This is a genomic window from Azotobacter chroococcum (genome assembly GCF_002220155.1).
Lineage (GTDB): Bacteria > Pseudomonadota > Gammaproteobacteria > Pseudomonadales > Pseudomonadaceae > Azotobacter > Azotobacter chroococcum.
Map to the genome: position 1 here is coordinate 2,299,078 of NZ_CP011835.1, position 25,108 is coordinate 2,324,185.

General features: G+C 65.7%; 19 protein-coding genes and 4 tRNA genes. 12 read left to right on the top strand and 11 right to left on the bottom strand.

Annotated features, from left to right (window positions below; genetic code table 11):
• Nucleotides 1-133 precede the first annotated feature (133 nt).
• Nucleotides 134-1,006, top strand: a complete 873-nt coding sequence (locus tag ACG10_RS10580; RefSeq protein WP_089168198.1) for a 3-hydroxybutyryl-CoA dehydrogenase — start codon at nt 134-136, stop codon at nt 1,004-1,006.
• A 71-nt stretch (nt 1,007-1,077) separates the two neighbouring features.
• The gene (locus ACG10_RS10585) at nt 1,078-2,856 is read left to right on the top strand and encodes an acyl-CoA dehydrogenase C-terminal domain-containing protein (RefSeq protein WP_089168199.1); all 1,779 of its coding nucleotides are present in this window, start codon (nt 1,078-1,080) and stop codon (nt 2,854-2,856) included.
• A gap of 58 nt (nt 2,857-2,914) precedes the next feature.
• Here ACG10_RS10585 and ACG10_RS10590 read toward each other — a convergent pair whose 3' ends face one another.
• The 8 genes from ACG10_RS10590 to ACG10_RS10625 form a co-directional block, all read right to left on the bottom strand.
• Nucleotides 2,915-3,751 carry an HDOD domain-containing protein gene (locus ACG10_RS10590; RefSeq protein WP_089168200.1) on the bottom strand — a complete coding sequence of 279 codons (837 nt, stop codon included), beginning with the start codon at nt 3,749-3,751 and terminating at the stop codon, nt 2,915-2,917.
• A 493-nt stretch (nt 3,752-4,244) separates the two neighbouring features.
• Nucleotides 4,245-4,331 (bottom strand) — tRNA-Leu (locus ACG10_RS10595).
• Nucleotides 4,332-4,487: 156 nt separating this feature from the next.
• A tRNA-Cys gene (locus ACG10_RS10600) sits at nt 4,488-4,561 on the bottom strand.
• Nucleotides 4,562-4,606: 45 nt separating this feature from the next.
• Nucleotides 4,607-4,682: transfer RNA gene (locus tag ACG10_RS10605), tRNA-Gly, on the bottom strand.
• Nucleotides 4,683-4,745: 63 nt separating this feature from the next.
• A complete protein-coding gene (pgsA, locus tag ACG10_RS10610; protein ID WP_039804014.1) occupies nt 4,746-5,306 on the bottom strand; it encodes a CDP-diacylglycerol--glycerol-3-phosphate 3-phosphatidyltransferase in 561 nt (186 codons plus the stop codon).
• Nucleotides 5,307-5,339: 33 nt separating this feature from the next.
• Nucleotides 5,340-7,166 (bottom strand): excinuclease ABC subunit UvrC, encoded by a 1,827-nt coding sequence (uvrC, locus tag ACG10_RS10615; RefSeq protein ID WP_089168201.1) that lies wholly within the window; start codon nt 7,164-7,166, stop codon nt 5,340-5,342.
• The gene (gacA, locus tag ACG10_RS10620) at nt 7,166-7,810 is read right to left on the bottom strand and encodes a response regulator transcription factor GacA (RefSeq protein ID WP_089168202.1); all 645 of its coding nucleotides are present in this window, start codon (nt 7,808-7,810) and stop codon (nt 7,166-7,168) included. The genes uvrC and gacA overlap by 1 nt, the downstream gene beginning before the upstream one ends.
• Before the next feature lie 130 nt (nt 7,811-7,940).
• Nucleotides 7,941-8,030: transfer RNA gene (locus ACG10_RS10625), tRNA-Ser, on the bottom strand.
• Nucleotides 8,031-8,285: 255 nt separating this feature from the next.
• Here ACG10_RS10625 and ACG10_RS10630 point away from each other — a divergent pair.
• Nucleotides 8,286-8,753, top strand: coding sequence for a copper chaperone PCu(A)C (locus tag ACG10_RS10630; RefSeq protein ID WP_089168203.1), 468 nt, complete (start codon nt 8,286-8,288; stop codon nt 8,751-8,753).
• A gap of 33 nt (nt 8,754-8,786) precedes the next feature.
• On the opposite strand, the gene gorA is transcribed toward ACG10_RS10630, so the two are convergent.
• Nucleotides 8,787-10,145: a glutathione-disulfide reductase gene (gene gorA, locus ACG10_RS10635; protein WP_089168204.1), complete on the bottom strand. Its 1,359-nt coding sequence runs from the start codon at nt 10,143-10,145 to the stop codon at nt 8,787-8,789.
• A gap of 86 nt (nt 10,146-10,231) precedes the next feature.
• Here gorA and ACG10_RS10640 point away from each other — a divergent pair, with 86 nt between their 5' ends.
• Complete coding sequence (locus tag ACG10_RS10640; RefSeq protein ID WP_089168205.1) at nt 10,232-10,654, top strand: VOC family protein; 423 nt, start codon at nt 10,232-10,234, stop codon at nt 10,652-10,654.
• A gap of 47 nt (nt 10,655-10,701) precedes the next feature.
• On the opposite strand, the gene galU is transcribed toward ACG10_RS10640, so the two are convergent.
• Nucleotides 10,702-11,541, bottom strand: a complete 840-nt coding sequence (gene galU, locus ACG10_RS10645) for a UTP--glucose-1-phosphate uridylyltransferase GalU (RefSeq protein ID WP_089168206.1) — start codon at nt 11,539-11,541, stop codon at nt 10,702-10,704.
• Between the two features lie 232 nt (nt 11,542-11,773).
• Here galU and ACG10_RS10650 point away from each other — a divergent pair, with 232 nt between their 5' ends.
• The gene (locus ACG10_RS10650) at nt 11,774-11,962 is read left to right on the top strand and encodes a ribbon-helix-helix protein, CopG family (protein ID WP_039804002.1); all 189 of its coding nucleotides are present in this window, start codon (nt 11,774-11,776) and stop codon (nt 11,960-11,962) included.
• Here ACG10_RS10650 and ACG10_RS10655 read toward each other — a convergent pair.
• Nucleotides 11,949-13,607: a SulP family inorganic anion transporter gene (locus ACG10_RS10655; protein WP_198318928.1), complete on the bottom strand. Its 1,659-nt coding sequence runs from the start codon at nt 13,605-13,607 to the stop codon at nt 11,949-11,951. The two genes, ACG10_RS10650 and ACG10_RS10655, sit on opposite strands and share 14 nt — an antisense overlap.
• Before the next feature lie 98 nt (nt 13,608-13,705).
• Here ACG10_RS10655 and ACG10_RS10660 point away from each other — a divergent pair, with 98 nt between their 5' ends.
• The 7 genes from ACG10_RS10660 to glgX all read left to right on the top strand — a co-directional run bounded on the left by ACG10_RS10660 (nt 13,706) and on the right by glgX (nt 25,070).
• Entirely contained in the window at nt 13,706-13,936 is a 231-nt protein-coding gene (locus tag ACG10_RS10660; RefSeq protein ID WP_089168208.1) for a hypothetical protein, read from the top strand.
• A 358-nt stretch (nt 13,937-14,294) separates the two neighbouring features.
• On the top strand, nt 14,295-15,845 hold the full coding sequence (glgA, locus tag ACG10_RS10665; RefSeq protein ID WP_198318929.1) for a glycogen synthase GlgA: 1,551 nt from the start codon (nt 14,295-14,297) through the stop codon (nt 15,843-15,845).
• Between the two features lie 14 nt (nt 15,846-15,859).
• A complete protein-coding gene (gene treZ, locus ACG10_RS10670) occupies nt 15,860-17,653 on the top strand; it encodes a malto-oligosyltrehalose trehalohydrolase (protein ID WP_052263901.1) in 1,794 nt (597 codons plus the stop codon).
• A complete protein-coding gene (malQ, locus tag ACG10_RS10675) occupies nt 17,640-19,715 on the top strand; it encodes a 4-alpha-glucanotransferase (RefSeq protein WP_089168209.1) in 2,076 nt (691 codons plus the stop codon). Before treZ ends, malQ begins: the two co-directional genes overlap by 14 nt.
• Complete coding sequence (locus ACG10_RS10680) at nt 19,716-22,478, top strand: malto-oligosyltrehalose synthase (protein WP_089168210.1); 2,763 nt, start codon at nt 19,716-19,718, stop codon at nt 22,476-22,478. It begins immediately after the preceding gene.
• A gap of 26 nt (nt 22,479-22,504) precedes the next feature.
• Entirely contained in the window at nt 22,505-22,792 is a 288-nt protein-coding gene (locus tag ACG10_RS10685) for a DUF2934 domain-containing protein (protein ID WP_089168211.1), read from the top strand.
• A gap of 97 nt (nt 22,793-22,889) precedes the next feature.
• Entirely contained in the window at nt 22,890-25,070 is a 2,181-nt protein-coding gene (gene glgX / locus ACG10_RS10690; protein ID WP_089168212.1) for a glycogen debranching protein GlgX, read from the top strand.
• The last annotated feature ends 38 nt before the right edge of the window (nt 25,071-25,108 follow it).

The following is a 25,108-nucleotide window of genomic DNA, read 5'->3' on the forward strand; positions in this document are numbered from 1 at the left end:
ACAGGGTGCGGTTTGCCGACCACCGTTCCTCTGGCGGTTAGTGCCGCCAGCACCTACTGTGTGCGGTACGGCCCGGGCGCACGGGTCGAAACCACCAGGAAATCAGCCAACCCCGTCAACACGGAAACCAAGCATGAACGATCATCTGAAGAGCACGAGCGATCTGCGCATCGCGATCATCGGCGCCGGCACCATGGGCAACGGCATCGCCCAGGTCTGCGCGCTGGCAGGCCTTCCGGTCACCCTCGTGGACATCTCCGACACGGCCCTCGAGCGCGGTCTCGCCACCCTCTCCAACAACCTGGAGCGGCAGCTGAAGAAGGGCCTGATCAGTGAAGCGGACAAGCAGGCCGCCCTGTCCCGCATCCATCCGCAGACCAGCTACGGCGCCCTTGCCGGGAGCAGCCTGGTCATCGAGGCGGCTACCGAGAATCTCGACCTCAAGCGGCAGATCCTCGCCCTGATCGAGGAAGTGACGGAGCCTGACGCCCTGATTGCCAGCAACACCTCCTCACTGTCGATCAGCCAACTGGCGAGTGCGCTGAGCAACCCCGAACGCTTCATCGGCCTGCACTTTTTCAATCCGGTACCGCTCATGACCCTGGTGGAGGTCATTCGCGGTCTGCAGACGTCTGAATCCACCCATGCCAGGGCACTGGAATTCGCCGAGCATGTCGGCAAGACCGCCATCTCGGTGCGCAACAGCCCGGGCTTCGTGGTCAACCGCATCCTCTGTCCGATGATCAACGAGGCGATCTTCGTTCTCCAGGAAGGCCTGGCCAGCGCCCAGGACATTGACACCGGCATGCAGCTCGGCTGCAACCACCCCATCGGCCCCCTGGCGCTGGCCGACCTGATCGGCCTGGATACGCTGCTGGCGATTCTCGAAACCTTCTACCGCGATTTCGGCGATCCCAAGTACCGCCCGGCCAGCCTGCTCAAGGAAATGGTCGCGGCCGGCTACCTGGGCCGCAAGAGCGGCCGCGGCTTTCACGTCCACGCCTGAGCCGCGCTCTCGACACCGGCCGCCCGGACCGCACCGGGCGACCGTTTCATGACAAGAAAACGAGGTCCGTCATGCCCGAATACCACGCCCCCCTGCGCGACATGCGCTTTGTCCTGCATGAGGTGTTTGCCGCCGGCCAGCTCTGGGCACGCCTGCCCGCGCTGGCCGAGACGGTGGATGCCGAGACCGCCGACGCCATTCTCGAGGAAGCCGCCAAGGTCACCGGCGAACTGCTCGCCCCGCTCAACCGCAGCGGCGACGAGGAAGGCGCGCACTGGGACAACGGCGTCGTCAGCACCCCGGCCGGCTTCCGGGAAGCCTACGCCACCTACATCGAGGGCGGCTGGGTCGGCCTGGCCGGCAATCCCGCCTACGGTGGCCTGGGGATGCCGAAGATGCTCGCCGTGCAGTTCGAGGAAATGCTCTACTCCGCCAACGCCAGCTTCACCCTGTATTCGGCGCTGACCTCCGGCTGCTGCCTGGCACTGGACGCCCACGCCAGCGAGGAGCTCAAGCAGCTCTACCTGCCGCGCCTGTACAGCGGCGAATGGGCCGGCACCATGTGCCTGACCGAAGCCCATGCCGGCTCCGACCTCGGGCTGCTGCGCACCCGCGCCGAACCACAGGCCGACGGCAGCTATGCGATCAGCGGCAGCAAGATCTTCATCACCGGCGGCGAACAGGATCTGACGGCGAACATCGTCCATCTGGTGCTGGCCCGCCTGCCCGACGCACCGGCCGGCTCGAAGGGCATCTCGCTGTTCCTGGTACCCAAGTTCCTGGTCGGATCCGATGGTGCCCTCGGCGCGCGCAACAGCCTGTCCTGCGGCTCGCTGGAACACAAGATGGGCATCAAGGCCTCGGCCACCTGCGTGATGAACTTCGACGGCGCCACCGGCTACCTGGTCGGCGAGCCCCACAAGGGTCTGGCCGCCATGTTCACCATGATGAACTACGAGCGCCTGTCCATCGGCATCCAGGGCATCGGCTGCGCCGAGGCTTCCTATCAGAATGCCGTGGCCTATGCCCGCGAACGCCTGCAGGGCCGCGCCCCGGGTGGTGCCCAGGCACCGCAGAAGAGCGCCGATCCTCTTATCGTCCACCCCGATGTGCGGCGCATGCTGCTGACCATGAAGGCGCTGACCGAGGGTGGACGGGCCTTCTCCACCTACGTCGCCCAGCAGCTGGACCTGGCCAAGCATGCCGAGGATGCCGACGAGCGCCGCCGCGCCGAAGCGCTGGTGGCGCTGCTCACTCCCATCGCCAAGGCCTTCTTCACCGATACCGGGCTGGAAAGCTGCATCCATGGCCAGCAGCTGTTCGGCGGTCACGGCTACATCCGCGAATGGGGGCAGGAGCAGCTGGTGCGCGACGTGCGCATCGCGCAGATCTACGAGGGCACCAACGGCATCCAGGCGCTCGACCTGCTGGGCCGCAAGGTAGTGGCCAACGACGGCGCGGCACTGCGCCTCTTCGCCGCGGAGATTCGCGCCTTCGTCGACACGCCGGCCGCGCCCCGGCCGTTCGCCAGCGAGCTGCTGACCGCCCTGGAACGCCTGGAGAGCATCAGCGCCTGGCTGCTCGAGCAGGCTGGCAAGGATCCGGCACTGGTCAGTGCCGTGGCAGTGGAGTACCTGAACCTGTTCGGCTACGTCGCCTATGCCTACATGTGGGCACACATGGCCGCCGTGGCCCAGGCCAGCCGCGCCAGCGATGAGGCCTTCTACGACGCCAAGCTGTCTACTGCGCAGTTCTTCTTCAGCAAGCTGCTGCCACGCATCCACTCCCTGGATGCCGTCATCCGCGCCGGCAGCGCCCCGCTCCTGGAACTGGCCGACGATCAGTTCTGATTGCCCTCGGCAGCCGGCGAGGCCTTGTGCCGAGCCGGCTGACGGGCGGACTCCGGCCTTACTGCAGCATGCCCATCGCTGCTTCCATCGAATCGCTCAGGTCTTCATCGGCCTGCACGTCCAGATCGGGATCGAGGCCAAGCTTGGCGAACGCCGCAATTCCCCTCCAGTCGAGCCGTGTGAAGGGATGCTCGGTACCGACATGGCTCAACAGCTCCGCCACCTGGACTATATCCACGTAATCCACCTGGGCAGAATCCCGGGCGAAGTTCAGGTACTCGCCGGGAACGCCGGTGATAGAGACGGGAAACTCCCAGCTGCGCAGAATCCTGTCGCCAAGGCTCGGGTGGGTCTGCTCGATGATCTGGTCGAGGACGGCTGGATCGGCCAGCAGCTCGTCGTGGGTTTCCGCATAGGTGAGAATGGGCAGAACGCCGATCCGGCTCACCAGGCCGGCCAGGGTCGCCTGGTCGGGCACCAGGCGGGTGTAATGACGGCAGAGCATGTAACAGATGCCGGCAACTTCGCTGCTCTTCCTCCAGACCTCACGCATCTTGCGGTCTACCACAGGTGAAGTCGCCTGGAACATCTGCTCCATGGCCAGGCCCGTGGCCAGGGTGCAGGTATAGTTGATGCCCAGGCGACTGATGGCTGTCTGCAGGTCGGTGATTTCCCTGTTGGCACGCATCAGCGGATTGTTCGCCACCTTGATGAGCCGTGCGCTCAACGCCGCATCGTGTCCGATCACTCTCGCCAGGGCGCCGATGCTGATCTCCGGATCACGCGCAGCCTCACGCACCTCCAGCGCCGCCTCGGGCAATGTAGGCAATATCAGCTCATCGTTATCGATGGCCTCGATCAATTCCCGCTGAACCTTCTCGGCAAGCTCGCCCATCTCGTTTCTTCCCGCTCCTACTCATCAGTCAAGTTCGATCTCAGCAAAAGCATTCTGCCACCAGCCAAGATACGGAACTCATTGAGCAATCACGAAATTCGCATGTTACGAACCCTGGAGCAAATCAAGCCCCCGCCCGCACGGCATTGGCTTGAACGATGAAGCTATCGATACAGACATAGTGGAGATCGGCGCCCTGGGTTAATACCGGGCGGGGCCATCCCGAACGCCGAGCCGGCGCCAACGGGCAAAGCGCTTGAAGACACTGTTCCATGAAGCCAAGGCGGCAGGGAAACATCCACTATCGGGCGCCGCTGCGCAGCAGCCAGAACACTGCCTCGACGAACCAACGACAGTTGGGAGCTGATCGTCGAATGCCTTTCGTGGCATTCAGCAGGCTTTGTATACGGACCAATAGGGAGAATTGAGGACCACGCATTAAATTGCGGACCAGATGAACGGTCATTCAAAACCACGTAGGCCGCGCCATTACTGGTGCCCGGAGCCGGGATCGAACCGGCACGCTGTTGCCAGCGAGGGATTTTAAGTCCCTTGCGTCTACCAATTTCGCCATCCGGGCAGAACGCCTGCAGAAAATACCCCTGCGCAAAGCGCGTAGGAATATATACAACCCTACCTCATGAGACAATGTAATATACAGCGCCTTGACAGCACTTAACCGAGCACATAAGCAAAAACCCCCGCAAATAAAAACTTGCAGGGGCTTTCAATATGATGGAGGCCGAGGTCGGAATCGAACCGGCGTACACGGATTTGCAATCCGCTGCATGACCACTCTGCCACCCGGCCTTAAATCGAGAAACCGCCTAAGCGGAATCTTCACACAAAGAAAACTGGAGCGGGAAACGAGACTCGAACTCGCGACCCCGACCTTGGCAAGGTCGTGCTCTACCAACTGAGCTATTCCCGCGTCTTGGTGACGGGCGCCATTCTATAGATTCGCAGCGCCCAGTCAAGCCTTTGATTCAAAAACTTATTTTTTTTCAACTGTACTCGTGAGGTGAGGCCAGGCTGCCAATAAATACTGGGTCATGGACCATAGCGTGAGTGCAGCTGCGACGATTAGCAACGCGTAGCCAAGCATGACCCAGAAGGTCAGCAACGGCGGATTGGCGAGAAGCAAAACCAGAGCCACCATTTGCGCCGTAGTTTTCCATTTGCCCAGGCTCGAAACCGCAACTTGCGCTCGCGCCCCCAGCTCAGCCATCCATTCGCGCAAGGCTGACACCATAATTTCGCGACCAATGATAATGATGGCCGGAAGGGTCAGCCAAAGATTGGCATGCTCCCCCACCAACAGCACCAGCGCCACGGCTACTATCAGCTTGTCTGCTACCGGATCGAGAAAGGCGCCAAAGGGGGTACTCTGTTGCAAACGCCGGGCAAGATAACCATCGAACCAGTCAGTAATGGCCGCAAAGGTGAATACGGCACTGGCTGCCAGGTAGCTCCAGGTGAACGGCAGATAGAACAAGAGGATGAAAACCGGGATCAGCAGAACGCGCAGAATTGTGAGAATGTTGGGGATGTTCATCGGCACGACTGGGCTGCGGAGTAAGCCGGCATTCTACTCGCTGTGCAAGGCTGCATAAATCGACTCGGCGAGCTTTTTGCTGATCCCCGGCGCCTTGGCGATTTCGTCGATGCTGGCTCGGGAGAGTTCCTGAAGCCCGCCGAAATACTTGAGTAGCTCGCGCCGGCGCTTCGGCCCAACCCCGACGACCTCCTCCAGGCTGGAGGTGCGCCGCGCCTTGCCGCGCCGTGCCCGGTGCCCGGTAATAGCAAAGCGGTGGGCCTCGTCGCGGATCTGCTGAATCAAATGCAGAGCTGGTGAATCGGCCGGCAATGTGAACTCATGGGCAGCATCGTTCAAATAAAGGGTTTCCAATCCGGGCCTGCGGGTGACGCCCTTGGCCACCCCGAGCAGGATCAGATCCGGCACAGCCAACTCCTGCAGAACCTCTTGCGCTATTGCCAGCTGCCCCTTGCCGCCATCCACCAGGAGGATGTCGGGGAGCTTTCCTTCCCCCTCCCGCAACTTGCCGAAGCGCCGGGTCAGCGCCTGCTGCATGGCCGCGTAATCGTCGCCGGCAGTGACACCCTCGATGTTGTAGCGACGATACTCTCCTTTCAGGGCACCCTCAGGCCCGAATACCACGCAGGACGCGACAGTCGCCTCACCGCTCGAGTGGCTGATGTCGAAGCACTCCATGCGCTGGGGTGGCGCGTCCAGGTCGAGCGCCTCAGCCAAGGCTTCGAAGCGGTCCGCCAGATGCTGGCGATGCACCAGACGCGCAGACAGCGCCTGCTCCGCGTTGGCAAGCGCCAACTGCTGCCAGCGTGCCCGGGTGGCGCGCACCCGGTGCCTGATGTGCAGTTCGCGGCCATGCTGCTCGCCCAAGACTGAGGCGAGCGCGGAGAAATCTTCGTGCATGGCATTGACGATGATCTCGCCAGGCAGATCGCGCTCCGGACTGGCCAGGTAATACTGGCCGAGAAAGGCAGCCAGAACCTCTCCCACCTCCTCCTCGATGCCCACTTGCGGGAAGAAGTTCTTGCTGCCCAGCACACGCCCTCCACGCACACTGATCAGGTGCACGCAGGCGCCGCCGGGCTTGACCACTGCGGCCAGCACGTCCACATCGCCACTGCCACCTTCCATGCTCTGCTGATCCTGCACCCGACGCAGCAGGGCGATCTGGTCGCGCAACTCGGCAGCACGCTCGAAATCCAGACGAGCAGCCGCCTGCTCCATCGCCGCCGAAAGCTCCTCGGCCAGAGCATTGCTGCGCCCCTCGAGAAACATTATCGAATGACGAACATCCTCGGCATACTCGGCCGGATCGACCAGACCGACACAGGGGCCCTTGCAGCGCTTGATCTGATACTGCAGACAGGGGCGAGTCCGGTTCTTGAAATAACTATCCTCGCACTGGCGAACCAGAAAGGCCTTTTGTAGGAGCCCCAGGCTTTCGCGTATGGCGCCGGCGCTGGGATAAGGGCCGAAATAACGCCCCTTCTGCTGCTTCGCTCCCCGGTGAATGCCGAGCCGTGGAAATACCCCATCGGACAGGAATACATAGGGATAGGATTTGTCGTCACGCAGCAGGACGTTGTACGGTGGCCGCCACTCCTTGATCAGGGTCTGCTCCAGCAGCAGCGCCTCGGTTTCGTTGGCGGTGATGGTGGTTTCGATCTGAACTATCCGCGCGACCAGAGCGGCCGTCTTCGGCGCCAGCCCGGTCGTGCGGAAATAGCTGGACAGCCGCTTCTTGAGATTCCTGGCCTTGCCGACATAGAGCAGCTTCCCCTCCGCATCCAGCATCCGATAGACGCCAGGATGACTGCTACAGTGGGCCAGAAAGGCTGCGCTATCGAAGGCTTGCTGCCCCATCAACTGGATGCGTCGACCATACCGTGGCGCACGGCCAGCAGCGCCAGCTCCACGTCACTGGTGATGGAGAGCTTCTCGAAGATGCGATAGCGATAGGTGTTCACGGTCTTCGGCGAGAGGCAGAGCTTGTCCGAAATGCTCTGCACCTTTTCGCAATTGGCGATCATCAGGGCGATCTGGATCTCCCGCTCGGAGAGCAGATCGAAGGGAGAGCCGCCCTGCTGCGGCTGGAAGGACTTCAAGGCCAGCTGCTGGGCAATCTGCGGGCTGATATAGCGCTGTCCAGCAAAGACCTGGCGAATGGCTTGAACCATTTCGTCGAGGGCCGCCCCCTTGGTCAGATAGCCGGCCGCTCCGGCCTGCATGAGACGCGTGGGAAAGGGATCTTCCTCACAGACGGTTACCGCAATCACCTTGATGTCAGGATTGCTGCGCTGCAGCTTGCGGGTCGCCTCGAGGCCACCGATGCCTGGCATCTTGACATCCATCAGGATCACATCGGGCTTGAGATCACGTGCCTTCTTTAGGGCCTCCTCGCCAGAACTTCCTTGTCCGACCACCTGCAGGCCGTCGATATCGGCCAACATCCGGGTGATGCCGGCTCGAACCAGATCGTGATCATCGACCACAAGCACCCTAATCAACGGACACCTCGTTTCGCGTCAGCGCAGACTGCGAGCGACCTGCCTGGAGAAAATCTGGCCTGAACCAAACTCTCAGAAGGATCAGCCAGCCACTTGCCAGTAGGACAGGCCAATCGATTCGGCCAGAAGGTGGCGGAGGCGGTGAGATTCGAACTCACGGAAGAGTCTCCCCTTCGGCGGTTTTCAAGACCGCTGCCTTAAACCACTCGGCCACACCTCCGCATGAATGCGGACGGCAATTTTTACCGGATCGCTCCCTAGTGTCAAACGGTTGTTTTGAAACGACTCCGAGATAACTGGACAATGAATATGAAATAGCAGGGATTTTGATTTTGTGGCCGGCAAACGTCCCCTCATGAGCCAAGGCTATCCTCGGCCAAGAAGCATGGCGATGGAAAACCCACGTGAGGAGGGATGAATTTCGCTGAGCGCTCATGCTAAGTTTCCGAACCTCATCCTGCCGGAGAGTCGCCTGATGTTCGCTCGCATCCTGTTTTCCTCCCTTCTCGCCCTCTCCTGCAGCCCTGTCTTCGCCACCGACTACCAGGTTGGCGAACTGCGGATTGGCACCCCCTGGTCCCGGGCATTGCCGCCCAGCGCACCGGCCGGCGCCGTCTATTTCAACGTAAAGAACAACAGCCGGACGGAGGATCGCCTGATCGGCGCCGCCACTCCGAGCGCGGCCAAAACCGAGTTGCACACCCACGCCAAGGTGGGTGAAGTCATGCGCATGCAGCGCATCGACTCGCTCGCCATTCCTGCCGGCACGGAAGTGAAACTTGCACCAGGCGGACATCACGTCATGTACTTCGGCCTGAAGAGTCCACTGCCGGTCGGTAGCCGCTTCCCACTGACCCTGGAATTCGAGAAGGCCGGCAAGGTGGAGGTCGAAGTCGAGGTCCGCAGCGATGCCCCTGCCAGCGAGGGACAAGCGCATCACTGACTCCAGCCATCGGTAGTATCCGGCACTTCGCCGTCAGCGCTGCACGGGGGTGCGCATGGTGACGAACTCCTCCGCTGCCGTCGGGTGAATGCCCAGCGTCTCGTCGAACATCTGCTTGGTGGCCCCCGCCTTGAGCGCCACGGCCAGCCCCTGAAGGATTTCGCCAGCCTCCGGACCGACCATGTGGCAGCCGAGCACCCGGTCGGAGTCGGCATCCACCACTAGCTTCATCAGGCTGCGCTCCTGGCTGTCGGTCATGGTCAGCTTCATTGGGCGGAAGCGGCTCTCGAAGATGCTCACCTGATGTCCGGCCTCGCGCGCCTGCTCCTCGGTCATGCCCACGATGCCGATGTTCGGCAGACTGAACACCGCCGTGGGGATCAGGCGATAGTCCACCGGGCGATACTGCTCCGGCTTGAACAGCCGGCGGGCAACCGCCATGCCTTCGGCCAGGGCCACCGGCGTGAGCTGAACCTTGCCGGTGACATCGCCGATGGCGAGGATGGAAGGCACGCTGCTGCGGTACAACTCGTCGACCCGGATGCTGCCCCGCTCGTCCAGCTCGATCCCGACATCTTCCAACCCCAAATCGTCCAACATCGGCCGACGGCCGGTGGCATAGAAGACGCAGTCGGCCTCCAGGCTGCGCCCGTCCTTCAAGGTGGCGAGCAGGCTGCCATCGGCCTGGCGGTCGATGCGGGTGATATCGGCATTGAACTGCAGATCGATACCCCTCTTGGTCATCTCGTCGCGCAGGTGCTCGCGGACCGCCCCGTCGAATCCGCGCAGGAACAGCTCGCGGCGGTACAGCAGGGTGGTTTTCGCCCCCACCCCGTGGAAGATCGAGGCGAACTCCACCGCGATATAGCCCCCCCCCACCACCAGCACCCGCTCCGGCAGGGCCGGCAGATGGAAGGCCTCATTGGAAGTGATGGCATGCTCCCGCCCCGGAATGTCCGGCACCACGGGCCAGCCACCGGTGGCGACGAGGATATGCTCGGCGCTGTAGCGCTGCCCGTCCACCTCCACGCCGTGCGCATCGGTCAGCCGCGCATGCCCCTCCAGCAGGGTGACGCCGCTGTCCACCAGCAACTTGCGATAGATGCCGTTCAGGCGCTGAATCTCGCGGTCCTTGTTGGCGACCAGGGCGGCCCAGTCGAATTGCGCCTCGCCCGGCGTCCAGCCATAGCCGCGCGCCTGCTCGAAATCCTCGGCATAGTGCGCACCATAGACCAAGAGCTTCTTCGGCACGCAACCGACGTTCACGCAGGTGCCGCCCAGATAGCGGCTCTCGGCCACCGCTACGCGGGCGCCGAAACCGGCGGCGAAACGCGCCGCCCGCACCCCGCCGGAACCGGCACCGATGACAAACAGATCGAAGTCGTAGGCCATGCATCGTTCTCCCTTCAACGAACTGCCAGAATAACCCATGCGGCCGGACGGCTGGCCCCATCGCCCCGGATCACGAGGAAACCGGCATGCGCCCCACGCTCACCCATCTTGCCCTGCACGTCCCGGATCTCGACGCCTGCGTGGAATTCTACCGGCGCTTCTGCGGCATGCAGGTGTTTCACGAGCGCCTCGGCAAGGGCGCACGCATCGTCTGGATGGCCGAACCCGGCCGCGAACGCGAATTCGTCTTCGTGCTGATGCCGGGCGGCCGCCTGCGCAACCTCGCGGACGACGACTACAGCCATTTCGGCTTCGCCCTGGAGAGCCGAGAGCAGGTCGATGCCATCGCGGCCGACGCCCAGGCTGCCGGCTGCCTGATCTGGCCGCCGCGCGACGAGCCCTATCCGGTCGGCTACTACTGTGGCCTACGCGACCCCGCCGGCAATTATGTCGAATTCAGCCACGGCCAGCCGCTGGGGCCAGGATCGGAACACATACCGCTGCCTTGAACGGAGAAGCCACCCGCAGGTGGCTTCCCCGTCGCAGCGGCCGGGACTCAGTAGGCCTTGCCGAGCTTGTAGAGGTTCTCGAAGCAGAAGTTGGTGGCGTCGATGTAACCCTCGGCGCCGCCGCAGTCGAAACGCTTGCCCTTGAACTTGTAGGCCATCACGCAGCCGTCCTTGGCCTGCTTCATCAGCGCGTCGGTGATCTGGATCTCGCCGCCCTTGCCAGGCTCGGTCTGCTCGATCAGCTCGAAGATGTCCGGCGTCAGGATATAGCGGCCGATGATCGCCAGGTTCGAGGGGGCATCTTCCGGCTTGGGCTTTTCCACCATGGCGCTGACCCGGTAGATGTCGTCGCGAATCATCTCGCCGGCGATGACGCCGTACTTGGAGGTTTCCTCCGGCGGCACTTCCTGGATCGCCACGATCGAGCAGCGGAACTGGTTGTACAGCTTGACCATCTGGGTCAGCACGCCATCGCCGTCGAGGTTGATGCAGAGGTCGTCGGCCAGCACCACGGCGAAGGGCTCGTCGCCGATCAGCGGACGGCCGCAGAGAATCGCATGGCCGAGGCCCTTCATCTCGACCTGGCGGGTATAGGAGAAGGTGCACTCGTCGATCAGCCGGCGGATGCCGATCAGGTATTTTTCCTTGTCGGTATCGCGGATCTGGTGTTCGAGCTCATAGCTGATGTCGAAGTGGTCTTCCAGTGCACGTTTGCCGCGGCCGGTAACCATCGCAATCTGCGTCAGACCGGCGTCCAGCGCCTCCTCGACGCCGTACTGGATCAGCGGCTTGTTCACGATCGGCAGCATTTCCTTGGGCATGGCCTTGGTGGCCGGCAGGAAGCGGGTGCCGTAACCGGCAGCAGGAAACAGGCATTTCTTGATCATGGGAATCCTTAAAAAACCAAATGGCGGCAAATCTGATCGGGCGTCCGGAGTAGCCCGGCGCCACGCCACTATCCTAACGGAGTGGTGCCCACATGCGCATGACAGACACCATATGAATCAAGACCATACGAACCGGCAGGGGTTCGCAGGCCCGGCAGGGCCGGTAGCTGGTGCATGCAGGATTTGATTAAAATATGCCGACATTTTGCAACGATCACGACGGGTTTCCCCCATGGAAAGCAAGACAGCACGTCTCACCGTACTCATCGACCCGGTCAAGAAGAAAGCCTTTGAAGAACTCTGTGCCGCCCAGGACCAGACGCCCTCCCAGGTCGTCCGCCAGTTGATCCGCGACTACCTGGAAGCCCATGGCGTCAGCTACGCCACGCAGAGCCGCATTCCCACCGTCAGGAAGCCGTGACTTCCGTTTTCTCCGCACTGGCGGACAGGGCCTCGGCAAAGCTCGCGTGGTAGTTCGGGGCGCCGATCAGCTCCAGTATTCCCGCCCGCTCCAGCTTGCCCTGCACCCGCGCGCTCGCCTCGCAGAGCTTGACCCGGATCCTGCGCCTGCCCAGCTGCTGGATGACCTCCTCCAGCGTCTGCAGACCGGTGATATCCATGAAGGGCACCCGCTTCAGACGAATGATCAGCAGGCGCGGATCGGTGTGGGTGCTGGCCAGGGCCCGTTCGAAGGTTTCCGCCGCGCCAAAGAACAGCGGCCCCTCCACGGTGTAGACCAGTACCCCGTCGGGCAGCCGGGTCTGGCCGTTGCTGAGCAGCTCCGGCTCCAGTTCCTGCTCGAGCTGTTGCTGCACCGCCACCGAAGACGCCATGCGGCGCATGAAATGCAGCATGGCCAGGATCATGCCGATGTTCACCGCGATCACCAGGTCGCTGAACACCGTGAGCCCGAAGGTGATCAGCAGAATGCCCACATCCGCCTTCGGCGCCCGCTGCAGCATGCGCCTGAAGTGCTTCAACTCGCTCATGTTCCAGGCCACCACGAAGAGGATCGCGGCCAGCGCGGCCAGCGGAATGTTCGCCGCCAGCGGCGCCAGGAACAGCAGGATCAGCACCAGGATGAGCGCATGGACGATGCCGGCCAGCGGGCTGTTGCCACCGTTGCGGATATTGGTCGCGGTGCGGGCGATCGCCCCGGTCGCGGCGAAGCCACCGAACAGCGGTGCGGCCAGGTTGGCGATACCCTGGCCGATCAGCTCCTGGTTGGAGTCGTGCTTGGTTCCGCCCATGCCGTCGGCGACCACCGCGGAAAGCAGCGACTCGATGGCGCCGAGCATGGCGATGGCGAAGGCCGGCCCGATCAGCTCGATGAGCCGCGCCACGGTGATCTCCGGCAGCCCCAGCTGCGGCAGCCCCCGGGGAATGCCGCCGAAGGCGCTGCCGATGGTGGCCACGCCCTCGAAGTGGAAGACCGACTGGATGAGAGTGGCGACGACCATCGCGATCAGCGGACCGGGAATGCGCCGCAGCGCCCGCAGACGCGGCGCGAAGATGACCAGCGCCAGACTGAGCAGGGCCAGTAGCGTGGTTGGCAGGTGCAACTGTGGCAGCGACTGCAGCAGATGCCAGAGCTTCTCGTGGAAATGCGTGCCCGTCGCTGCCGGCAGGCCGAAGAAGTCCTTCCACTGACTGACCCAGATGATCACCCCGATACCGGCGGTGAAACCGACGATGACCGGATCGGGAATGTACTTGATGACCGTCCCCAGACGGCTGATGCCAAGCAGCAGGAGAATGCCGCCGGCCATCAGGGTCGCGATCTGCAGGCCATCGATCCCGTGTTCGGCGGTCACCCCGGCGAGAATGACGATGAAGGCGCCGGTCGGACCGGCGATCTGCAGCCGGCTGCCGCCGAACAGGGAAACCAGCAGGCCGCCGACGATGGCGGTGTAGATCCCCTGCTCCGGTTTCACCCCGGAGGCGATGCTGAAGGCCATGGCCAGGGGCAGTGCCACGACGCCGACGATGATGCCGGCCACCAGGTTGCGCAGCCAGTGTTCCCGCCGCAGCAGGCCGGCCTGCCACGCCTCACGAATCGCGATCATCAGTGGTCCTCCCGGAACCGGAACATGTGTGTGATATTAACATTTCATGATAATGATAAAGTCCTCCGCCGCCCTCCCTCGGTTCGCCCGGAGAAACCATGAAACGCCAGGATGTCGAAACCCTGCAGACCGAAGGCACCACCTTCGTCACCCACCTGATTCGCAATCCGGCCCGCAGCGGGGAATGGATCGCGTTTTTCCAGCTGAACACCGGGCGCAGCTTCTTCCTGATCGACGAGCATGACGAAGTCGAATCCTTCCGCCAGTTGGACAGGCTCATCGAAGTCTTGCAGAGGCTTGGCATCAAGCTGGCGGAAATCCATTTCTGAACCACACTTTTCTCGTTGCAGTACAGCATCGCCCTATCCTCGCGGCCATGGAGGCTCCGGGGGGCGAAATCATTCGATCAACGGTCAAGGTCTATTCGCCGATTGGCGTCCACACTTCATGAATGGCGAGTTCGCCGACGCTCGCCGGCAGTCATGGCTCCGGGATGGCTCTGGCGAACGCCTCCATGTCTCCTCTCGGAAACCGCTGAAGGAACGCCATTGCGCCAGGAGGGCTGCACCGGCCGCACGGTTCTAATAACTCATCGATGACTGCGGACCTCAACGGGCCTTGCGGACACCTCTTTACCCGACGGAGGACCGGAAGATCCGGCAAGGAAGATTTGATTGGAGGATGACCATGAGTAACGCCGCTGTGCAGGCTCAGCGTATCGAACGTCAGGATCAGACCATGCGGGTCGGAGCGAGCCGGCCCGCCCCGCAGATCCGCACCGTCCAGGAAAACGAAAGCAAGAAGAAAATCCTCTTCGTCACCTCCGAACTCTCCGAGCTGATCAAGACCGGCGGGCTGGGCGACGTCTCCGCCGCCCTGCCCCGGGCGCTGCGCCCTCACCACGATGTCCGCGTGCTGCTGCCCGGCTACCGTCAGGTCATGCAGAGCGGCCACCCCATCCGCCTGGTCGGCAGCCTCGCCGGCCATGCCGCCCTGCCGGGCGGCCGGATCGGCCGCATCGACCTGGACGACGGCCTGATCGTCTATGTCCTCATCAGCCCCGAACTCTACGAGCGCGACGGCGGCCCCTACGGCGACAACCGCAACCAGGACTGGCCGGACAACCACATCCGCTTCGCCCGCCTGGGCCTCGCCGCGGCCGACTTCGCCGCCGGCGAGGCCGGGATCAGCTGGCGCCCCGACCTGATCCACGCCCACGACTGGCCAGCGGGACTCGCGCCAGCCTACCTGCGCTGGCGCGGACAGCGCACTCCCAGCGTGTTCACCATCCACAACCTCGCCTACCAGGGCCTGTGGCGGCCGGAATGCCGCGCGGAACTGGCCATCCCGGCGGAAGCCTGCCGGATGGAGCGCATGGAATTCCACGGCCAGCTGTCCTTCCTCAAGGCCGGCATCGCCTACGCCGACCGCATCACCACGGTGAGCGCCACCTATGCCCGGGAAATCACCACTCCGGACTTCGGCTGCGGGCTGGAAGGCTTCCTCCGCGAAAAGGCCGAGCATGGCCTCCTCTGCGGCATTCCCAACGGCATCGACGAAAGCTGGGAGCCGGAAACCGATGCGCACCTGCTGCGCAACTTCGGCGTCAACGACTGGGAAGGCAAGGCCGTGCACGCCGAGCACGTGCGTCGCCAGTTCGCCCTCGAACCCTCCAGCTCCAGTGGCCCGCTGTTCGTGGTGGTTTCCCGGCTGGTCCAGCAGAAGGGCCTGGACCTGACCCATGCGCTCGCCGAAACCCTGGTCGCGCACGGCGGGCAACTGGCCGTGCTGGGACGCGGCGAGCCGGCAGTGGAGGACAGCATGCGCCAGCTGGCCGAGCACTTTCCCGGCCGGGTGGGGGTGAACATCGGCTTCGAGGAAACTGTCGCGCGGCGCATGTTCGCCGGGGCCGACTTCCTGCTGATGCCCTCGCGCTACGAGCCCTGCGGCCTCAGCCAATTGTATGCCCAGCGCTTCGGCTCGCTGCCCGTCGCCCGCAAGACCGGCGGACTCGCCGATACCATCGAGGACGGCGTGACCGGCTTCCTATTCGAGGAGCCCAGCCTGGACAGCTACCGCGAAGCACTGTTGCGTGCCTTCCGGGTGTTCGCCACACCCTCCCTGTTCCATGCCATGCGTTGCCGCGCCATGGCCGTGCCCTGCTTCTGGCGGCAAACCATAGACCCTTACCTGCGTCTCTACCGGCAAGTACTGGAAAGCCGGCATGGCGAGGCATGAACGGAGACCTACCCATGTCAATTCCAAGCTACAACAAACGTTTCGGCGCCCATCTGCTCGGTGGGAAAAACACCCGCTTCACCCTCTGGGCTCCCGACGCCGAACGCGTCGATCTGGAAATCCTCTCCGACGGCCGGCTGCCCATGAACAAGGAACAGGGCGGCTGGTTCGTACTCGAAGCCCCCTGCGGCGCCGGCACCCAGTATCGCTACCGGATCGACGATGAAATCAGCGTAGCGGACCCGGCATCACGCTCCCAGGTCGTCGGACTGCACGGCCCCAGCATGGTAGTCGACCCCAAGACCTACCAGTGGCAGCACCCCCAGTGGCGCGGCCGGCCCTGGCACGAGACGGTGATCTACGAACTGCATGCCGGCCTGCTCGGCGGCTTCCACGGGGTCGAGGCGCAACTGGCCGAACTGGCCGAACTGGGCGTCACCGCGATCGAACTGATGCCCATCGGCGAATTCCCCGGCACCCGCAACTGGGGCTACGACGGCGCGCTGCCCTTCGCCCCGGAATCCGTCTACGGCTCGCCCGACGACCTCAAGCACCTGATCGACACTGCCCATGGCCATGGCCTGATGGTCTTTCTGGACGTCGTCTACAACCACTTCGGGCCGGACGGCAACCATCTCGGCCGCTACGCCAAGGCCTTCTTCCGCCACGACGAACAGACGCTCTGGGGCGACGCCATCGATTTTCGCCACCAGGAAGTCCGTGACTTCTTCATCGAGAACGCGCTGATGTGGCTGCAGGAATACCGCTTCGACGGCCTGCGCCTGGATGCCGTGCACGCCATCGGCGAGCGCGGCTTCCTCACCGAACTGGCGCAGCGGGTGCATGCCGCGGTCGAACCCGGCCGCCACGTGCACCTGATGCTGGAGAACGAGAAGAACCAGACCAGCCTGCTCGAGGAAGGCTACGTGGCGCAGTGGAACGACGACGGCCACAACGTCCTGCACACCCTGCTCACCGGCGAGCAGCAGGGCTACTACGCCGACTTCCACCAGGGCGCCGCGGAAAAGCTCGCCCTCTGCCTGAGCGAAGGCTTGGTCTTCCAGGGGCAGATCGCCCGCCAGGGGCAGAGCGAGCCCTGCGGCGAGCCCAGTGCGCACCTGCCGCCCAGCGCCTTCATCCTGTTTCTGCAGAACCACGACCAGGTCGGCAACCGCGCCTTCGGCGAGCGCCTGGTCAGCCTCGCCAACGCCGACGCCCTGCGTGCGGCCACCAGCCTGCTGCTGCTCTCGCCGATGGTGCCCCTGCTGTTCATGGGCGAGGAATGGGGCACGCACCGTCCCTTCCTGTACTTCACCTGCCACCAGAGCCCGGAACTGGCCGAGGCGGTGCGGGAAGGCCGGCGCCGGGAGTTCTGCAGGTTCGAGCCGTTCCACGACATGTCCCTCTGCGAGCGGATTCCCGACCCCAACGACGAGAAGACCTTCACCGCCTCGCAGCCGGACTTCCAGTGCTGCCTCGACCCCAAGCACGGCGAGTGGCGCGCCCTCTATCACCACCTGCTGGGCCTGCGCCGCCGCGAGATCATCCCGCGCCTGCCCGGCACCCGGGCGCTGGGCGCCGACGTGCTGGGCAAGGCGGCCGTGGTGGCGCACTGGCGGCTGGGCGACAGCAGTCTCCTGCGCATCGAGCTGAACCTCGGCGACCAGGCCGTAGCGCTGCAGGAACACCACAAGCACGGCCGGCTGCTGTTCGCCAGCCAGGACATGGAGGAGTTCCACGAGCATCAGGGCAAGCTTCCCCCCCGGATGGCCCGTGTCTACCTGGTAGCTCCGGATGAGCAACGATGAGCGACTCCACACCCTGGCCACTGCCGCCGGGGTGGCGACCGACTGGGTCGACGCCGACGGGCAGCCACAGAAAGTTCCGCCGGAGGTCCTGCGACAGATACTGGCCGGGCTGGACCTGCCGGCCGACAACGACACGCAGATCGAGGACAGCCTTGTCCAGCTGCGACAGGCGGGCAAGGAGCTGCCGCCGTTGCTCACCCTGGAGCGCCACCAGTCTCTCGACCTGTCCAGCCATTTCGTCCCTGGCAACGTCTTCGAGCTGACCCTGGAGGATGGCCAGCTCCAGCCCGGACGGCTCGACGAGCGAGGTCGCCTGCCGCCGATCGCGCAGCCCGGCTACCATCGGCTGTCGATCGGCGAGCGGACGATCACCCTGGCTGTCGCCCCGCCGCGCTGCACCGGCGTGGACGAACTGGATACCCGCCTGCCGCCACGCCTGTGGGGGCTCGCGGTGCAGCTCTACGCCCTGCGCCGTCAGGGCGACGGCGGCATCGGCGACACCCAGGCCCTGGAAAGCCTGGTGCACCAGGCCGCCCGGCAGGGCGCCGCAGGCATCGCCATCAGCCCGCTGCACGCCATGTTCAGTGCCGACACCCAGCGCTTCAGCCCCTACTCGCCGTCCAGCCGGCTGTTCCACAACGTGCTGCACAGCGCGCCCGGCAGCATCCTCGGCGAGCGCGAAGTGCGCACCGCGATCGAGGCCGCCGGGCTGGACGACGAATGGCAGCGCCTGGAGCGGCTCGACCTGATCGACTGGCCGGCGGCGGCCGAGGCCAAGCTGCGCCTGCTGCGGGCGCTGCATGCCGAATTCCGCCGCGGCGGCAACCCGCTGGAGCAGGACTTCGCCAGCTTCCGGCGCAACGGCGGCGAGGCTCTGGAGAACCACTGCCGCTTCGAGGCGCTGCACGCCTACCACGTCCGCCACCATGGCCTCCATGACTGGCGGCACTGGGACGCTGCCCTGCGCTGCCCGGGCAGCGCCGCGGTGGCCGGCTTCGCCCGCGAATACGCCGACGAGATCGCCTTCCACGCCTTCGCCCAGTGGCTGATCGCCCGTGGCCTGGAGCGCACCCAGAACGCCGCGCGCAGCGCCGGCATGCCGATCGGCCTGATCGCCGACCTCGCGGTGGGCGCCGACGGCGGCGGCAGCCAGGCCTGGAGCCGCCAGGCCGAACTGCTGTCGACGCTGACCGTCGGCGCGCCACCGGACGCCCTCAACCGCTCCGGCCAGAGCTGGGGCGTGTCGGCCTTCTCGCCCTGGGGCCTGCGCCAGCACGGCTTCCACGCCTACATCGAGATGCTCCGCGCCAACCTGGCCCACGCCGGCGGCATCCGCATCGACCACGTGATGGGACTCCGGCGCCTGTGGGTGATCCCGCCGGGCGGCGAGCAGCGCGACGGCGCCTACCTGAACTACCCGCAGGAAGACCTGATGCGCCTGCTGGCGCTGGAATCCTGGCGGCACCGGGCAATAGTCCTCGGCGAGGACCTCGGCACCGTTCCGGAAGGCTTCCGCCCGCTGCTGGCCGAGCGCGGCATCCTCGGCATGCGCGTGCTGCTCTTCGAACAGGACGCCGGCGGACGTTTCCCGCCGCCGCAGGACTGGCCGGACAACGCCCTGGCGACCAGCACCACCCACGACCTGCCGCCGCTGGCCGGCTGGTGGCAGGGGCGCGACATCGACTGGCGCGAACGCCTGCGGCTGACCGACGCCGAAGCCACCGCGGCCGCCCGGGAAATCCGCCGGCGCGAACGCCATGCCCTGCGCGAGGCCCTCGCCGGCGCCGGCGGGCCGGCCCTCGACGCGCCCCTGGACAGCGACGGCCTGATCGACGCCTGCGTGCGCTTTCTCGGCGAGACGCCGGCGCCCCTGGTCCTGCTGCCCATGGAGGACGCCCTGGGCCTCGACGAGCAGGCCAACCTGCCCGGCACCGTCGACGGCCATCCCAACTGGCGGCGCCGCCTGCTCGGCGACAGCGACACGCTGCTCGACGACGCGGCCCCGGCGCGGCGCCTGCGCCTGCTGGCCGACGCCCGCGAGGCATCGCGCAGGAGCGGCTGAATGAGCGAGCTGCGCGCCACCCTGCGCCTGCAATTCCACCGGGGCTTCACCCTCGACGACGCCGTGCCGCTGGTCGGCTACTTCGCCGACCTCGGCATCAGCCACCTGTACGCCTCGCCCCTGCTCACCGCGCGCCCCGGCTCGATGCACGGCTACGACGTCATCGACCCGACCCGGATCAATCCCGAACTGGGCGGCGAGCCGGCCCTGCGGCGCCTGGTCGACGCCCTGCGCGACTGCGGCATGGGGCTGATCCTGGACATCGTCTCCAACCACATGGCGGTCGGCGGCGCCGGCAATCCCTGGTGGCTGGACGTGCTGGAATGGGGCCGGCGCAGCCCCTATGCCGGCTTCTTCGACATCCAGTGGAACTCCCCCGACCCGCTGCTGGAAGGCCAGCTGCTGGTGCCCTTCCTGCGCAGCGACTACGGCGAGGTCCTGCAGGCCGGTGAAATCCCCCTGCAGTTCGACGCGCCAGCCGGCGCCTTCCATGCCAGCCACCACGAACACCGCTTTCCCATCAGCCCGCCGAGTTATGGCGAACTGCTGCGCGCCACCGGCCATCCGGCCCTGCAGGACCTGGCCGTGCAGTTCCGCGGACTCGCCGGCGACGCGGGCTACGCCCGTGCCGCCGGCCTGAAGGCCAGTCTGGCGCAACTGGCCGGCCAGCCCGAGGTGCGCGCCGCCATCGAGACCATGCTCGGCGCCTACGACGCGCGCCAGCCGGAGGGTTTCGAGCGCCTGCACGCCCTGCTCGAGCGCCAGTTCTACCGGCTGGCCAGCTGGCGCACCGCGGCGGACGACATCAACTGGCGGCGCTTCTTCGACATCAACGAGCTGGGCGGCCTGCGCGTGGAACGCCCGCGGGTCTTCGAAGCCACCCACGCGAAGATCTTCCAGCTGCTCGAGGAAGACCTGATCGACGGCCTGCGCATCGACCACATCGACGGCCTGGCCGATCCGCGCGGCTACTGCCGGCGCCTGCGCCGGCGCCTGGACCGGCTCGACGACAGCCGGCAGAAGCAACGGCCGGTCTACGTGGAGAAGATCCTCGGCCAGGGCGAGGAACTGCATGACGACTGGCAGGTGGATGGCACCACCGGCTACGAATTCATGAACCAGCTGTCCCTGCTGCAGCACGACCCGGCCGGCGAAGGGCCGCTGCGCGCGCTCTGGCACAGTCTCAGCGGGCGCCCCGCCGAATTCCTCGAGGAAGTGCGCCAGGCCCGCCAGCTGGTGCTCACCGGAACCCTGGCCGGCGACTTCGAGAGCGCCGCCCTGGCTCTGCTGCAGGTGGCGCGCGGCAACCTGATGACCCGCGACCTCACCTTCGGCCAGATCCGCCGGGCGCTGCTCGAGCTGATCGTCCACTTCCCCGTGTACCGCACCTACATCGGTCCCTGCGGCCGTCCGGCCCAGGACGACCCCTTCTTCCGCCAGGCCCTGGAAGGCGCGCGCAGCACCCTCAACGAAGCCGACTGGCCGCTGCTCGCCCATCTGGAGCGCTGGCTCGGCGGCGAACCCTGGCGCAGCCTGCCGCCGGGACCGCTGCGCAAGGCACGCCGCCACGCCTGCGTGCGCTTCCAGCAGGTCACCGCGCCAGCGGCCGCCAAGGCGGTCGAGGACACCGCCTTCTACCGCTCGGGCGTGCTGCTCTCGCGCAACGACGTCGGCTTCGACAGCCAGCGCTTCAGCGCTCCGCCGGAAGACTTCCACGCCGCCTGCCTGCGGCGGCGCGAGCGCCTTCCCGGCAACCTGCTGGCCAGCGCCACCCACGACCACAAGCGCGGCGAGGACAGCCGCGCGCGGCTGGCCGTGCTCAGCGAGCGCGCCGGCTGGTACGCGGAGCGGGTACAGCACTGGCTGCTGCTGGCCCAGCCGCTGCGCCGAAACCTCGGCGACAGCCTGGCACCGGCTCCCGTCGACGAGCTGATGCTCTACCAGAGCCTGCTCGGCAGCTGGCCCCTGGAGCTGGCCGCGGACGATGCCGAAGGCCTGCATGCCTATGCCGGACGCCTGCGCCAGTGGCAGGAGAAGGCCCTGCGCGAAGCCAAGCTGCACAGCAGCTGGAGCGCACCCAACGGCCCCTACGAGGAGGCCTGCCGCAGCTTTCTCGACGACCTGCTGGAACAGCCCGAGGGCGCCCACCTGCGCGAGGAGATCGCTGCCGCCGTCGCCCGCATCGCCCCGGCCGGCGCGCTCAACAGCCTGGCGCAGACCCTGCTGCGGCTGACCGTTCCCGGCGTGCCCGACCTCTACCAGGGCAACGAATTCTGGGATTTCAGCCTGGTCGATCCGGACAACCGCCGGCCGGTCGACTTCGCCGCCCGCCGCCAGGCCCTGGCCCGGGGCGGCGAACCCGCCGCGCTGCTCGAACACTGGCGCGACGGACGCATCAAGCAGGCGCTGATCGCCCGCTCCCTGGCCCTGCGCGGGCGCTGTCCGGCGCTGTTCGCCGCCGGCGACTACCTGCCGCTGGAGGTCGTCGGCGAGCACGCCGGACGGCTGCTGGCCTTCGCCCGCCGGCATGCCGGGCAATGGGCGATGGTGCTGGTGCCGCGCCTGGCCAGCGGCCTGCTCGGCGAGGCCGGGCAGCCGCTGATCGAACCGGCGCGCTGGGCGGACACCCGCGTGTCGCTCCCCGCCGAGACGCCTGCGCTGCGAGGGCTTTTCCAAGGCGCTGCCGTCCCGTCCGGGCAGCGGGAGCTGTTGGTGAGCGAGGCCCTGGCGACCTTCCCCGTCGGCCTCTTCCATGGCGCATGAAGACGAACCCAAAGGGGTGAGATGGAATGACGAGCAACGAATACCGTATCCGCGAACTGGCCTATCAGATCTGGCAATCCGAAGGCTGTCCCGAGGGCCAGCAGGAGCGCCACTGGCACATGGCCTGCAAACTGGCCGAGGCCGAACTGCAGGCCAGCGCTCCGCAGTCCCGGCCCCGCAAGCCCGTGGCCACGCGCAAGGCCGGCCCGGCCGCCAAGCCGGTGCCGGTCGCCTCCGCGGCCAACGGCGAGATGCCGGCCAAGCCGGCGGTGAAAAAGCCGCGCGCCACCCGCCCGCGACCGACCAGTCCCTGAACGGCAGGCTTCAAGCGGCGGATCGTCCGCGGCTCGCCCGGCAGCGTAGCGTTGAAACGGAGCGCAGAACGCCCTCTCAGCCGTCGGAGAACAAAGCATGGATCGGCACAAGAAGACCCCTGCCCCTCAGAAGAGCGCCGCCCCTCAGGTGAAAATCCCCTCGCGCATCCGCGAGGGCCTGCCCTTTCCCCTGGGCGCGACCTGGGACGGCCTGGGCGTCAACTTCGCCCTGTTCTCCGCCCACGCCACCAAGGTGGAACTCTGCCTGTTCAACGAGTCCGGGCAGACCGAACTGGAGCGCATCGAGCTGCCCGAATACACCGACGAGATCTGGCACGGCTACCTGCCGGACGCCCATCCGGGCCAGGTCTACGGCTACCGGGTGTACGGCCCCTACGCACCGGATGCCGGGCACCGCTTCAACCCCAACAAGCTGCTGATCGATCCCTACGCCAAGCAGCTGGTCGGCGAGCTGCGCTGGTCGGAATCCCTGTTCGGCTACACCATCGGCCACCCGGACGCCGACCTCAGTTTCGACCAGCGCGACAGCGCCCTCTACGTGCCCAAGAGCAAGGTCATCGACCCGGCCTTCACCTGGGGCCGCGACTGCCCGGTGCAGACCCCCTGGGACCGCACCATCCTCTATGAAACCCACCTGCGCGGCTTCACCATGCGCCACCCCGGCGTGTCCGAAGGGCTGCGCGGCACCTGCGCCGGGCTGATGGAGCCCGCAGTGCTGGACTACCTGTGCCAGCTTGGCGTCTCGGCGATCGAGCTGCTGCCGGTGCATGCCTTCGTCCAGGACCAGCACCTGCTGGAAAAGGGCATGAAGAACTACTGGGGCTACAACACCATCGGCTTCTTCGCCCCGCACCCGCGCTACCTGGCCAGCGGCAAGATCCAGGAGTTCAAGGAAATGGTCGCCCACCTGCACCATGCCGGCCTGGAGGTGATCCTCGACGTGGTCTACAACCACACCGCCGAGGGCAACGAGCAGGGTCCGACCCTCTCCATGCGCGGCATCGACAACGCCACCTACTACCGCCTGATACCCGACGACAGGCGCTACTACATCAACGACTCGGGCACCGGCAACACCCTCGACCTCTCCCACCCCTGCGTGCTGCAGATGGTCACCGACTCGCTGCGCTACTGGGCCACGGAGATGCACGTGGACGGCTTCCGCTTCGATCTGGCGACCATCCTCGGCCGCCGGCCGGAAGGCTTCGACGAGCGCCACAGCTTCCTGGTCGCCTGCCGCCAGGACCCGGTGCTGCGCCAGACCAAGCTGATCGCCGAACCCTGGGACTGCGGCCCGGGCGGCTACCGGGTCGGCGGCTTCCCGCCCGGCTGGGCGGAATGGAACGACCAGTTCCGCGACACCGTGCGGGCCTTCTGGAAGGGCGACGAGAACCAGCTGGCCGACATGGCCGGACGCCTCACCGCCTCCGGCAACCTCTACAACCAGCGCGGCCGCCGGCCGTTCGCCTCGGTCAACTTTGTCACCGCCCACGACGGCTTCACCCTCAACGACCTGGTTTCCTACAACGACAAGCACAACGAGGCCAACGACGAGGACAACCAGGACGGCACCGACTACAACCTGTCCTGGAACCATGGCGTCGAAGGCCGCAGCGACGACCCGGAGATTCGCGCCCTGCGCTTCCGGCAGATGCGCAACTTCTTCGCCACCCTGCTGTTCTCCCAGGGCACGCCGATGATCGTCGCCGGCGACGAGTTCGCCCGCACCCAGCACGGCAACAACAACGCCTACTGCCAGGACAGCGAGATCGGCTGGATCGACTGGGAGCTCGGCGAGGAGGCCAAGTCCCTGCAGGACTTCGTGCGCCGCCTGATCCGCCTGCGCCTGCGCTTTCCCATCCTGCGCCGCGGGCGCTTCCTGGTCGGCGCCTTCAACGAGGAGCTGGGCGTCAAGGACGTCACCTGGCTGAATCCCGCCGGCACGGAAATGACCATCGAGCAGTGGGAGGAAGAGCACAACCGCTGCCTCGGCATGCTGCTCGACGGCCGCGCCCAGCCGACCGGCATCCGCCGCGCCGGCGCCGACGCCACCCTGCTGCTGGTGGTGAATGCCCACTACGACCTGGTCAACTTCCACCTCCCCGAGGTGCCCCAGGGCAGCCGCTGGAAGCGCCTGGTGGACACCCACAAACCGAGCGCGGACGAAGAGCGCTTCGCCTTCGGCAGCCAGTACGGCGTCACCGGCCGCTCGCTCCTGCTGTTCGAGCTGATCCGCAACAGCCACCGGCCCTCCTGAAGCCAGGTGTTCCCCGCACCGCTCGTGAAAAAACGGGA